The sequence below is a fragment of the Exiguobacterium sp. s133 genome, from assembly GCF_018618595.1.
GTDB lineage: Bacteria > Bacillota > Bacilli > Exiguobacteriales > Exiguobacteriaceae > Exiguobacterium_A > Exiguobacterium_A oxidotolerans.
Map to the genome: position 1 here is coordinate 141,080 of NZ_JACSMK010000006.1, position 12,917 is coordinate 153,996.

The 12,917-nt window shown below is 41.7% G+C and carries 14 protein-coding genes; 3 read left to right on the plus strand and 11 right to left on the minus strand.

Features of this window, described 5'->3' with window-relative positions:
- Window positions 1–2: 2 nt before the first annotated feature.
- The 4 genes from KNP96_RS10140 to KNP96_RS10155 form a co-directional block, all read right to left on the minus strand.
- Window positions 3–1,106, minus strand: a complete 1,104-nt coding sequence (locus KNP96_RS10140) for an alpha/beta hydrolase (protein ID WP_088838283.1) — start codon at window positions 1,104–1,106, stop codon at window positions 3–5.
- A 255-nt stretch (window positions 1,107–1,361) separates the two neighbouring features.
- On the minus strand, window positions 1,362–2,558 hold the full coding sequence (locus KNP96_RS10145) for a DUF4317 domain-containing protein (RefSeq protein ID WP_214770296.1): 1,197 nt from the start codon (window positions 2,556–2,558) through the stop codon (window positions 1,362–1,364).
- Window positions 2,559–2,683: 125 nt separating this feature from the next.
- Window positions 2,684–2,863, minus strand: a complete 180-nt coding sequence (locus KNP96_RS10150; RefSeq protein ID WP_012371875.1) for a hypothetical protein — start codon at window positions 2,861–2,863, stop codon at window positions 2,684–2,686.
- Between the two features lie 28 nt (window positions 2,864–2,891).
- A complete protein-coding gene (locus KNP96_RS10155) occupies window positions 2,892–3,110 on the minus strand; it encodes a hypothetical protein (RefSeq protein WP_088838286.1) in 219 nt (72 codons plus the stop codon).
- Window positions 3,111–3,357: 247 nt separating this feature from the next.
- Here KNP96_RS10155 and KNP96_RS10160 point away from each other — a divergent pair, with 247 nt between their 5' ends.
- Window positions 3,358–3,990, plus strand: a complete 633-nt coding sequence (locus tag KNP96_RS10160; RefSeq protein ID WP_214770299.1) for an HNH endonuclease family protein — start codon at window positions 3,358–3,360, stop codon at window positions 3,988–3,990.
- Between the two features lie 49 nt (window positions 3,991–4,039).
- Complete coding sequence (locus KNP96_RS10165) at window positions 4,040–4,282, plus strand: hypothetical protein (RefSeq protein WP_214770302.1); 243 nt, start codon at window positions 4,040–4,042, stop codon at window positions 4,280–4,282.
- Between the two features lie 54 nt (window positions 4,283–4,336).
- On the opposite strand, the gene KNP96_RS10170 is transcribed toward KNP96_RS10165, so the two are convergent.
- The 5 genes from KNP96_RS10170 to KNP96_RS10190 all read right to left on the minus strand — a co-directional run bounded on the left by KNP96_RS10170 (window position 4,337) and on the right by KNP96_RS10190 (window position 9,918).
- Window positions 4,337–6,310 carry a CotH kinase family protein gene (locus tag KNP96_RS10170; protein ID WP_214770305.1) on the minus strand — a complete coding sequence of 658 codons (1,974 nt, stop codon included), beginning with the start codon at window positions 6,308–6,310 and terminating at the stop codon, window positions 4,337–4,339.
- A gap of 99 nt (window positions 6,311–6,409) precedes the next feature.
- A complete protein-coding gene (locus tag KNP96_RS10175) occupies window positions 6,410–7,093 on the minus strand; it encodes a DUF4956 domain-containing protein (RefSeq protein ID WP_214770308.1) in 684 nt (227 codons plus the stop codon).
- Window positions 7,094–7,139: 46 nt separating this feature from the next.
- The gene (locus tag KNP96_RS10180; RefSeq protein ID WP_088838291.1) at window positions 7,140–7,838 is read right to left on the minus strand and encodes a polyphosphate polymerase domain-containing protein; all 699 of its coding nucleotides are present in this window, start codon (window positions 7,836–7,838) and stop codon (window positions 7,140–7,142) included.
- A gap of 101 nt (window positions 7,839–7,939) precedes the next feature.
- Window positions 7,940–9,238, minus strand: a complete 1,299-nt coding sequence (locus KNP96_RS10185) for a sensor histidine kinase (protein ID WP_214770310.1) — start codon at window positions 9,236–9,238, stop codon at window positions 7,940–7,942.
- Window positions 9,235–9,918: a response regulator transcription factor gene (locus KNP96_RS10190; protein ID WP_088838293.1), complete on the minus strand. Its 684-nt coding sequence runs from the start codon at window positions 9,916–9,918 to the stop codon at window positions 9,235–9,237. The genes KNP96_RS10185 and KNP96_RS10190 overlap by 4 nt, the downstream gene beginning before the upstream one ends.
- 303 nt (window positions 9,919–10,221) lie before the next feature.
- Here KNP96_RS10190 and KNP96_RS10195 point away from each other — a divergent pair, with 303 nt between their 5' ends.
- Complete coding sequence (locus KNP96_RS10195) at window positions 10,222–11,235, plus strand: serine hydrolase domain-containing protein (protein WP_251135765.1); 1,014 nt, start codon at window positions 10,222–10,224, stop codon at window positions 11,233–11,235.
- Between the two features lie 116 nt (window positions 11,236–11,351).
- Here the strand turns inward: KNP96_RS10195 and KNP96_RS10200 are convergent, their stop codons facing one another.
- Both KNP96_RS10200 and KNP96_RS10205 read right to left on the minus strand, forming a co-directional pair.
- Entirely contained in the window at window positions 11,352–11,945 is a 594-nt protein-coding gene (locus KNP96_RS10200; protein ID WP_214770317.1) for a DUF4230 domain-containing protein, read from the minus strand.
- 111 nt (window positions 11,946–12,056) lie between these two features.
- Window positions 12,057–12,485 carry a hypothetical protein gene (locus tag KNP96_RS10205; RefSeq protein WP_251133108.1) on the minus strand — a complete coding sequence of 143 codons (429 nt, stop codon included), beginning with the start codon at window positions 12,483–12,485 and terminating at the stop codon, window positions 12,057–12,059.
- Between the last annotated feature and the right edge of the window lie 432 nt (window positions 12,486–12,917).

Below are 12,917 nucleotides of genomic sequence, written 5' to 3' on the forward strand. Positions count from 1 at the left end.
GCTCATCCCCCTATGGTGTTTGTATCAGATTTTATCTCAGCAAACCGTTTCTGAAGACCGTTCGCGATTTCCGTGATGCAGTCTTCCGCTTGCGGGTATTGCCCGAGTTTTTCAATGAAGGCATGATCCATGCCGTTGTACTGAATCCGTTTTGTTTTGACGCCGGCCCGCGCGAGTTTCCGTCCGTACGCTTCGCCTTCAAGACGGAGGTAATCGTACTCTGCCGTGATGATTAACGTTTCCGGTAATTCTGCCAGCTTGTCACTGAAGAGTGGTGAGACGTGCGGATCCTGTACGTCCGTCGTCCCTTGCAGGTACAAGCGGTTTAACAAGCCATCCGTGTCTTCAAGTGCTGTGACAATCCCTTCAAGTAACTCACGATTTTCGTTCATCTCGTACGCGTCAAGACGCCACTCGAAGTCGTCCGTCGGCAAGGCGGCAAGATTAACGACCGGATAGAGCAGGACTTGGTACTGGATCATCTCTGTCTGTTGTTCGCGGTCAAGCAGGGCACAGACGGTCGCCAGGTTGCCGCCGGCACTGTCGCCGGCGACGGCTAGCTGCTCGCTGTTGATGCCGAGCTCATGCGCCTGTTCGTAGACCCATCTGACGGCCGCGAAACAATCGTTCAGACCGCTCGGGAAAGGATGTTCCGGTGCCAGCCGGTAATCGACGGAAATGACGACGACGTGCGCCCTTTCTGCCAGCAACTTACACGGGTGCTCGACCGGTTCAAGCGTCCCGCCGAAAAAGCCGCCGCCGTGAAAGTAGAGAACAGCCGGTAACGGTTCCGTCGACCGGGGACGATAGATTCGTGCCGGAATCGGTTGCTCGGCACTCGGTATCGTGATGTTTTCCGTCGTGATGTCTGTCGTCGTCAGATCAGTATTGATCCAACCCATCCCGGCCCGTGCCGCTTCGAGTGAAAATGGTGCTGCCGGTTGACTGTCTTGTTGTTGCTGCATCACGTCAATGACCCGTGGATCGAGCACACCTGTTTCTTGGCGGTCCGGCACCGGTTTGATGACGACTTCAACGCCATCTTGCAGTTTACCAGTCGTTTTTTCCGCTAACCGATCGACCAATTGCTGATAATCCTGTCCCATGCATCTTCCTCCTTTAACTCCATCATTTGCTTGCTTATCAGAGATCATTCATTTGTAAAAATAAGTATCGAAACCGCTTTCGTAAATATTCAAAAAATTTTCAGGATCCCTTTATCAATAAAAAGATACCGCTTACAAAACCAATCATACGCATCTTTATCCGATTAATCAATCATTCTGGATGATTCAAAAAAAGCCACTTATCTTTCGCGCGCTTTCCTTACCGGAATGACGTAAAATGAGTGGCTTTTTGACTTAACTTAAAATATTTTCTTCGGAAACAAGCTTAAAGCCGTCAATAATCGTATCTTCCTCGACTTCAATCAACAGACACTGTTTACCGTTGTAGTTGACCTGTTTGATGTACTTCAAGTCTTGCGGACTGACCGTGATGTTTGCGACTTTCGTATTGATTTTAATCGACTTCGCTTCATAGTTCGGGACGATGTTGCTCGCCTTCATTTCGTATGCCGTATCATCGATGACCGTCTTAAAGGCCCGCTCGACCTGTTCCGTGTCGACGTCTTCGATGCCGCTCGCTTTTAGGACCCGTTCGACTTCTTTGACGTCAAGCATCGGGATTTCTTCCGGCTCGTCTTCTTTTTCATCCTCAAACACAAGCAGGTGATTGACTTCCTCATAGACGCCGGCAAGCGTTTTTGAATCGACTTCTTCGCCGATGACGAGTTTGACGATTTCTTCAAAGACCGCTTTATCTTCTTCCGCCGTCACGATCTGGTCCCCGTTCAGGACATTTTCGATGAAGGCAAGGTCCGGTTTGTTCGGTTTACTCGCCGTGTAGAGGACACGGTTGACGTCCGCCGCATTGTCCGTAAAGCACGGGAATAAAAAGCCGCCGATTGGTGAAGCGAGTTTAATGACCGGGTTGATCAGCAGGTTCGACTTAAATTCGAGATCGACATAGTCAAAGACAAGCGACTGTTTCGGTAGTTCCGTCTGGTTGAGACTGCTGAGGATGAATGGCGTCGTATAGACTTCATCGTTTTTATCGACCTCCGTCTCGTCTGCCTGCCGTTTCGTCGTCTTGTAATACTGCCCCCGGATGAACGTGACGACGATATCGTTGTCGTACTGCACGTCCTGAACCATCTTCAATGCAATCTGTTGCATTTGCTCCGTCCAGTCTTCCGTTTCTTCCGTGTAGAGTCCTTCATACAGCAACTGCTGCGTATGGCCCGTCGCCCCTTCTTCCGGCTGCTGGAACTTGACTTCAAACAGCTTAATGTCGAGTTTACCGGTCAAGACTTTTTTAAAGTTCGCGAGGAACAGCTCCTGTTGCTCGAGTTCGAGAAAAGCGAACGGCCGGCTTTCTTCATAAAAGATTTCACTCGTTTCCTTGCGGATATATACATTATAAATTTCGTTGATTTTAAGTAGTTCCGAGTCGACCTTAAAATGGCGACGGATATCACTGATGTCTTGTTTGTTCATGATGCGATTTCAGCTCCTTGGCGTTTGAATTCCTCGTGGCTCCTAAAAAAGGAGTGCCTCCTGTCCGAATCGAACAGAGGTACCCCTTTACTATACAAGATTTGAATCAGATTCGCTGACAGAGTTCAATTCTTTGCCCGGGAACTGAATAAATAATGTCGAATTAGATAACCGACCAGAACAATCAGCAACGCGATGGAAAAGTAGACGATGAAATTCAGCGCGACCGGCAGAAAAATCGAGACGACATAAATGATCATCACCGTAACGGCATAAAACAGTAAAAACTGGCTGATGGCTTTCAATGGATTTCTCCTTTCGACGGAATTCGTATCAATCCTGTTCGAAGGCTCTAAAACTGTAAGAGTTCGTAATTGGTTCATGGATCACCAATTCGTAGCCGAGACCTCGTTCATCCGCTTGCTCGACAATCGACTCAATCTGAACCGTATTAAGGTGGCGTTGGACGAAGACGAGTGAAATGGCTACCGCGAACGCTAAACCAGTTAAAAGAACGATAGATGTAATAGATGAATGTAACCTTTTTTTCATGGTCTCAGCCCCTTTTTCAATTAATACGTTTTATTTCATCGAAAGTTCCTAGTTTTATTATTATGGCAGTTTTATTATTATGGCAGTTTTATAAATCTACTTTCTTTGTGTCTTCATATTGTCCATGTCAATACCATTTAATTTTTGTAATTTTTACATGATTTCAACCCTTTAAAAAATATTCAATGGCATACTGAAAAATGTAAGAGGATTCTCTCATCATAACCTACATAAGAGGAGGCAGTTCATGTTCCAGAAACTCAAGTTACTCGCCGTATCCGTTGTCTTGTTCCTCACTGCATTTCAGTTCGACCTTTCACCCGTCTCGGCACTCCCGTCCGGACTTCCGTCAAAAGCAACCGCTCAGTCTGAATTAAATGCATTAACGGTCAAGACCGAGGGCACGATGACCGGTTACTCCCGTGATCTCTTCCCGCATTGGAGCAGCCAGGGAAGCGGCTGTGACACACGTCAAGTCGTCTTGAAACGCGATGCGGATTCTTACGTCGGCAATTGTCCGGTCACGTCCGGCTCATGGTACAGTTATTACGATGGACTGACGTTCACGAACCCGTCCGATCTCGACATCGACCACGTCGTGCCGCTCGCTGAAGCATGGCGTTCTGGGGCAAGCAACTGGACGACGACGACCCGTCAAGCATTCGCAAACGACCTCGAAGGTCCGCAACTGATTGCGGTTTCTGCAAGCTCGAACCGTTCAAAAGGAGACCAGGATCCATCAACATGGCAACCGACACGCTCGGGTGCAAGCTGTGGTTACTCGAAGATGTGGATCCATACAAAAAGTCGCTGGGGCTTAAGTCTCCAAGCAGCTGAAAAAACAGCATTACAAACGATGTTAAACACATGTTATTACTAAAAGAAGCACACATTCCCCATAAATCAAGTTATCCGGAAGGACTGATTCGATGGAAACGAAAACCTCTACTTTCACCGCCACGCATGGTGTGATGACAAATGAAGTCGGCGTCATCCGCGGTGAACTGGAATTACGGACGACATGCCAGGAGGACGGCATGCTGGAGCTTGCGATTTTATATGCCGGTGCAACAGACGTCTATACCTTACCAGGGAAAGATTATCAGTTATATGATGCCCGCGATCATGACGTGGTACACCGGATGTTAGCAAACGTGCTTGAACGTACTTAAGAAGAGAAAAAGCAGCCATGGCGAAGGTTCTCGTCTTGGCTGCTTTTAAATGTTTTATCGTCCGATGCGACGAAAGGCAACAATCACACCGACTGAACTCATTAAGAATGCAAACAGAATATACGCATCGCTCTTCGTATAGTCTCCACTCGTTTCTTCACTGTCTGCATTGTTACTCGCTTCATTATTTAAGGGTTGATTGTTATTTGGATTTTCTCCATCAGCATTTTGAGGCGGTCCTTGTCCTTGTCCTTGTCCTTGTCCTTGTCCTTGTCCTTGTCCGCCCCCCATATTTTCATTGAGGTACGTCTTTTTCTCTTCAATCGTCATCGTCTCAAAATCATCTGGTAAGGCGATTGGCAGATTTCCAGATTGAATCTGTTCGACAAATTGATTAAATTCTTCATCTGTCATCGAGTTAATATCGGGTCTTGGCCCCATATTCCCTCCTGGTTGTGCTGGTGCACCTTCTTCATTCGTAGTTTGTTTATTATTGTCTGGGGTTTGATTTGCAGCTGAATTGTTTTCAGCTACCTCGTCAGCGTCAACCACGAGTTCACCCGATAATTGAGCTAATATTGATTCACTGCGTTGTTTAGCAAACTCTGGGAGACTGTTTTCACCACTGACACCTTCTAAAAATTCTTCCGTTGTAAAGAATTTAGAAGGATCGCTGTCGACGTAGGGTTCTAATAAGATACCGAGCTTCGACGTAATAGACTCCACGTTTTCTTCAGTTAAAATTTCAGTCGCAATTTCTTCCAGATACTCCTCGTATTGCTTCGATAAGGTTTCGTCACTTAATAGTACGTTCAACAAAGGACGTTCAGATAAAGTTGTACCAGAAACGGGCTGATCTATGCTGAAGTTGATCGTGTCTTCACTTAATAATTCTCCAGCCTGCGTTCCGCCACCTTGATTCCCTCCACCTGCTTGAGGAGTTACCGGTTCTGCATCTGTATCAGACTCCTGCGTGGGCGGAACTTGTTCCGGTCTAGTTTCAGGAGCTGTTACTTCTTCACCTTGTGTGTCTGCACCATTTTGTGTAGCTTCTTCGCCCGGTCCGCCTTGACCACCGGGTCCACCCTGACCGCCACCACCCATGTTAAATCCACCAAACGACATATTATAATCCCAAGGTAAAATCGAAAATTCACCGTCTGCATCTTCGTAGAGATAATAATTATGCTTCAGTTGGCCTTGATAACTATCTAAGCTGACTAAAGACGTGTTCAGGGCAAAATAGCGGAGCATCTCATCCGTATTCAGGTAATCCTCATACCCCTCCCCTTCATTGATGGCTTTCAGCATCGAGATCAGTTCAGATTCGTCTACACTTTCTTCATTCATTTCAACTTCGATACCGTCATAATCTTCAAGTGAATCACTTATATAAACCAAATCACTACCTGTACCGTCCGGCTTATACAAGTACCCTTCCGTCGTATTATAATTTTGGGCGATAAACGTCTCGTCAATTGCTTCTACACCGAGCATCAGTCCATAGTATTCTCCATTCACCATGACCTTCATGTAGGCATGCTCCGGTGTCTCTATTCCCATTTGCTCCATCAATTCATAAGAAACAAACTCTTTCATTTGTGTCGTGTCACTAAAGTTGTTATTTAAATTGAGTTTGGATAGACCATAATAACTTTGATTGGAATCATAATAGTTAAAATCTACTTTTAAGCTATACCGGTCTGAATCTTCATCACGAGCAACTGATGTTAATGAGGAGTTTCCTTTTGTACGGATGGCTACATTCGAAACTTCTTCTCCATTAATCGTGATAGAAGCTTCTTTATACTCCTCCTCAAGCGGATTTTCAATCAAATCCTCCCATTCATCGTCATCCATTGAAATCTCAATAGTAGAAACTTCATCTTTATTAAACATGGTTTCGTCATACGAATACGCAGAATTTACTTTTTGTAGTTGAAACTCTTGAACCGTATAAAGGCTCCCCACTGTAAAGAAAATCGCAACGAGCATTAACGTGATAATCCATCTTTTTTTTATTAACATTTCCACCCCTCCATTACGTAAATCTTAAGTAATCCGTTTAATTGAAACAGCGGTGGCAGCAAGAGTTTTCTTGCTGCCACTTGAGGTTCTCTCTTTTAATTAGGCAGTAAAGTTCCCGTCGTAACTGATCATGACCGCTGATTGGACACCTTTCATATCTGAAAGTGTGTTTAAAAATTCCATATCGTCTTCTTTAACACGAATTTCGTAAGTCACCTCAAACTGATTACCGGGTAACACAGACTTTGATTTGACTGTATGTTTCTTCGCATAATTCTTGACGACATGATCCACTAATTCAATGACTGAATTTTCGTTATATTTGATAACAAGTAAATAAGGATTTTCGATTTTGATTTTATTCACGAACAAAATTAAAACTAGACCAATGGCGATAGAACCTAATACTGCCAGAGGAACGAATCCTGCTCCACATAAAATCCCGACTACGATTGCCCAGAAAAGATAAACAATGTCCATCGGATCTTTAATCGGTGTCCGGAAACGGACGATCGATAGCGCACCAACCATACCAAGAGACAACAAGACATTTGACGAAATCCCCATGATAATGAGTGAAGTCGCCATCGTCATGATAATCAGCGAGATGTTGAACGTATGAGAATAAATCACGCCGGCAAATGTCTTTTTATATACCGTGTAAATCAATAAACCTAAAATAAACGCTGCCACTAAACCGATCAAAGAATCAACAATTGAAAAGCTCGTTGTTTTCTCTAAAATATTGGACTTGAAAATATCATCAAAAGTTATATTTTCCATTTCTATTCCTCCAAATGACTAATCTTTTATACGTTAGTCTTTTTTATTATCCGTACATTCGACTCATTTGATATTTTGAATACGTTCCTTTTCGTCTGTTACCAATCTGAAGAAGTTTTTTTATGACATCCGGTAGAAATTCGTCATACTTAATTTCTAAAATGACGACATCCGGATTCGTTTCAATCATCGGCAAATCAAAATTGAGAACGTCATTATTTCGAAAACTGGTTTTGATATCACTGTCAAACGTGACCCGGACATTCCCGTAATGATAAATGAACACTTCACGTTCATAATCCACTACGGTCATTGGTTTGATGTGATACATCTTCATTTCAATATAGAGTTCACGAATCAACATTCGTTCATCATGTTCCATCCAAGAAATCTCGCCATTTCGCATGTCTTCATACTCTTCAATACGAATGCGACATTTTTGTTTGTACGTGAGATTATTACGCTTACTTTTCTTCTCCAAATGGAGAAGACTGATACGATGGTCATACAACCGCACACGAAATTTATCTCGGTCGTAGTATCCTTCTTTTTTTTGCGTTAGCACTTTATTATCGATGTTATCGAAATACACGCTTCGAATATGATATTTGCCTTCCTCGTTTGCATGAGGATCGACCTCCATGACGTGCTTCAATCGATGGCGAAGCAGGTAACAATCCATTTTTGATAGCTCGTGCTTAAGCTCCGTCCGCCCTTGTACACCATTCAACGTCTTTGCCTGCATAGTGTTCAACTCCCTTTTAATAACTTCCTCATGCCTTGATTATTAAAGATGAACCTTAAAAATTGCTTAAAGTTTTACGCGATTTGAACAAAAAAAAGAAATCACAAATGCGTGATTTCCTTTTTAGGCAATTTAATTTGAAAAATACTCCCTTTTGATTCACCAGTGTCGACTACTTTAATTGTGCCGCCATGACTGACGACAATCCAGTGGGCGATTGCTAAACCTAGACCGGTCCCACCGGTATCTCGTGTTCTCGCTTTATCTTCTCTAAAGAATCTTTCAAAAATTCGTTTTCTATTTTCTGGACTTATTCCAATGCCTGTATCACTTATTTCTATGATTATCTTATGTCCTTCCAGATATGTTTTCACCCCGATACTTCCATTTTCCGCGGTAAACTTTAATGCATTATCCAACAGGATGACGAACAGTTGATGCATCCTACTCTTATCTGCTTCAATTTCTATCGGAGTATTTACATGAAGCCACATCGTTTTATCTTGCATTTCAGCAATTTCAAGATAGGGCTGACAGACACGTCGTACAAAATCATCTAAGTGGAACGTTTCTGTACTTAACAGGGTTTCCAATGAATCTGCACGGGCAAGCGTTAGCAAGTCGGTCGTCAGCTTCGACATGCGTCTTGTTTCAGATAAACTGAGTGCAATGCTCTCAAAAGAGTCTACAATTTTTTCATTAGGCTGGACCAATAACAATTCAAGCTTATTTTGAATGATCGTCAACGGGGTTCTTAACTCATGCGAAGCATTTTCCACAAATTCAGCCTGGCGATCCCAGGACTTAATGATTGGTTGCATTGTTTTTTTGGATAGTAAATAACTAATCGTAAGAGAAAGAACAATGCTTACAATTGAACAAATCAGTAAAATCCATCTGAAGTTTTCGGTTAGACTTTCTTCAGCATCTGTATTAATTAACAGTTGGGTGTAGGAAAAATCATCACTCTCATCATTCTCGTAAGACAAAGACCGAAAAGTATATTCATCCTTTAAGCGAACCTTCGTGACTTCATTCAAGGACTCTTCGTTAAAGTTTTGGTCTTCAAAATAATTTTGATAGAACTGCGTACCAATCTGATCTTCATTTACATTTTCGCCCTCACTATTCCACCGTAAGACAATGATTCGTGGATTTAACGGGGGCGCCAGCTGGTCCGGTTGTCCACGGTCAGCCGGCAGATTTTCTTGCTGATCTAAGTCTTCACGTTGTATTTTTTGTTTGAAATTATATAACTCCTCATCCGCTTTTTTATAAAGCGTACTTTGAACGAGTGTAAAAATAATCACGCTGAATATCGCAAAAATCAGCGTAAATGCAATAAAGTTCAACGACATAAACGTAAATTGCTGCTTGCTTATTATCTTGTTTTTATTCATGCGTCCTGACCTTCCTCGGATAACATATAACCTAATCCACGAAATGTCTTAATGTAACGATCGTAATCATATGCCTTTAATATTTTACGAAGATGACTTGTATAGACTTCGACGACTGTATTCGTCGTATCTGATTGAAAGCCCCAAATCCGGTCAAATATTTGTTCTTTCGTCACAATCGTTTCTTTGTTGTTAATGAGATACTCAAGTAGTTCAAATTGCTTTCGATTTAACTTAATCGACTCTCCGTTTAAAGTGGCAGTTTTAGTTTTTACATTCAGAATAAGCTCTTTAAACGAAATATTATTTTCTTTGAAATGCCCAATTGTCCTTCGAACGATTGCCTCTAACCGTAACAATAATTCTTCCCGGTGAAAGGGTTTCACTAAATAATCATCTGCACCTAGACGAAGACCCTGTATTTTATCATCAATCGCATCTTTAGCTGTTAAAATAATTACGGGTGTCGTGATGTCCTTTGACCGTAATGCCTGTAATACTTCGTATCCGTTCATAAGCGGCAACATCAAGTCTAAAATAATAATGTCATGGATGTTTTGCTCAGCTAAATAAAGCCCTTCTTCTCCGTCAAACGCTTGAGAAGTTTCATATAATGTATTCGTAGACTCGACAATTGTATTGGACAGCATCACATCATCTTCAATAATTAGTATTTTCATAAAATCCTCACTTTTCAATTTAAACTTTATTCTGCACCACTGAGATTAGAGAAGAAACAATCTATTTCGCACGTGTAAAGTTTACCGTAAAAAAGATTGTATCAGACTAAAGATTAAACGGTATCATGGTCCGATTAGAGTCGCTAAGTATGCTGATTTTAACTAAACCTTACATCCTTTATTTGATGTGTCTAACACCTTCTTAAAGGTTTGCAATTTTTTCATCTAGCGTAACACAATGAAATGCCATACAAATCAATTGCTTATTTTAATTTTGTAGACACAGAAAAAGGAGTTGTTTATTTGCACCCATCACATCGTCAGTTGATTTCCTATATAAATGATATCAAGGAACGAAATCATAGTAGTGCTGCTGCCTTAGTTGTCATGCAGAATGACAAGATCATTTTGGAGCATTATGAAGGATTTCATTCCAATGCGGAATCAAACGAAATTGGTATAAATTCCATGTTCAACATCGCTTCCGCTCGCAAAAGTTACCTGGCGTTAGCAATTGGATTTGCCTTGTATGAAAAGAAACTTCATAGCCTTGATGATTTGATATCCAAATACTTGAGCAACTACGATAATAACGTCTTGCAGGGTACAACAATTCGACATCTTGTCACTCACTCACATGGGCTGAATGAACGACCAGATGGATCGATTTACAGAGAGTTCGATGCTGGCAAAGGATGGGCCTATCGTGGCATCAACGTCCGAATCATGACTGAACTTTTCAAGGATATATACGGGTATGATTTCACTCGATTGTTAAAAGTGCGTGTCTTCAGTCCATTGGGATTTGAGTATACAGACTGGTCAACGGAAGCAGCAAAAAAACTAGTTCAAGTCATCGATAATCCTGATTCGAAAGCAGATTTTGCACTTTACCCTTCCGATGATGGCATGGGTTCTAACCTACACACCACAGCAAGAGAATTAGCACTTTGGGGAAATCTTCATCTGAACGATGGTCGTCATGAAGGCATTCAAATCGTCCCGAAAGAAGTCATTCAACTCTGCACCTCTATTCAAAGTCTTGAATACAACGATACACATCTTCCTGCCAATGGACTGTTTTGGTACGTGCAAGATAAACCACGAGATAACAGCGAGATAGGAGAGCGCGTCCCGCAAGAAGCCTATCAAATCCTCGGAAACACAGGTCCCCTCTTACTCGTGATACCAGAAAGTCGTCTTGTTGTCGTACGGATGTATAATAAACGGTACAACTTTGGTGGAGACAACTATCTTCATTATCTTCGTGAGTTTAGTAATCTAGCCTCGGACACGTTTTCATTAAATACACGATGAATGCTTAAACTGCACACATTTACTACGGATTATGACTAGTAAGTTCCCCTGTTCTGTTACTTCCATGCAGCGCATAAAAAAGACGGCCATCCACATGACCGTCTTGTATCATTCATTCAGTAAAATTCAACCGTCACATCGTTATACCCGTTTGTTTTAAGGAAAGAGGTTAATAGTTTTTTGATTCGTTCATCTGCTTCTTTCAAAAAACCCTGCTCGATTTTTTCCTCTTCAATTTTTCTTTTTTCTTTATTAATGTCATCGAAAATCTGCTGGGATTGATAGTCAGAAAAAATATTCCCTTTGACATCCGTTACCTTGGCTGTATCTGTATCCGCTACATTATCAAGAATCGTCGCATTCGGAACCTTAACGTATAATTGCTTTGCTGTTTCGTCATAAGATAACTGTAATTTCGAAAGGTCCGTTCCCGCTTTTAAATAACCATCATATTCAATTAGTTTGATTGCCTCTGCTAGCTTCATGTCGGTGAACGGTACCTTTTTACTGCTTCGACTGACTATGACTTTGCTGTATTCATATTTCAAAGTAGTCCATTCCGATAATTCTACTAACCGTTCTTTTACAAGAGCAGTGTCAGAGCTTTTAGTCGTAGAAAAGAGAGAAGGTTTGAAATAGAAAACGGCTCCCGCACCGATTACTCCGAGAATCACTAAAAGCACAGACATATTTATAATTAGTTTTTTCATCTTTAAAATCTCCTTAAGTCTGTATCATTACACTCCTGGCATAGAGAATATGTCAAAATTTCGTTAAAAAGAGTTGATGTGATTGCCAGACATCATACCCCCCCTTGAGTTTTACGCTTCTTGATACTGATTAGACTCCATTGCTCGTTTACATACCGCATAACATTCTTCGATATGTGCATTGCCCAAGTATTTCATCGCACCAAAGCTGATTCCGGCCGAGACGGCCTGGCCCACAAAAGGAACGTACTTTGTGACCTGTTTAATTGCCATTTTAGCTCCCATTTTTTTCAGTAACTGTGCCACTACTGTTTTTGTAATGTACTTACCGACTAGTTCACTGCCGACGGAAGAAATGATAATCGCAAGTCTTCCTTTTATCTCAGAATCGAGCTGATCAATCTGTTCCGGGGATAATCCAAACTTACGGTTAATTGCAGGAAGAAGTTCCATCATGATGACAACATCCGCTCCGACATCTGCCCCGGGAATCGGCACGACCGCTGCTGCGGCTGAAGCCGATGCTCGTTTATTCACCATTGCGTTACACTCTGCTTTAATACGATCTAACTCTGAAATAGAAATAGGTAACATGTTATTTCCTCCGGTCCTTAAATTAATTTCTATACTAATAAAAGATAGAATTTCATAATAAGTATCGGTTTCATTCCTTAATTTTACAATGGTTTTTTATTATTTACTGTCAATAGTGATTTATTCGTAATACCTCAAACCTTGCGAACATAATGCTTATAAAAAAAGATTACTTGCTAACTACTATGTAACAGTCGCTGCTCATTTTTTTATTCAGAGGTATCATACTGATGTATCTTTCCACTCATTCACTGCCGTTTCTAAAACGTACTCTTTTAAATTTTCCTTCTTTGTTTCAATAATGACTACATACTACATACTACATACATAAGAAAGACCATCTGAAACGCTTCTTAACGTTTGAAATGGTCTTTCTTA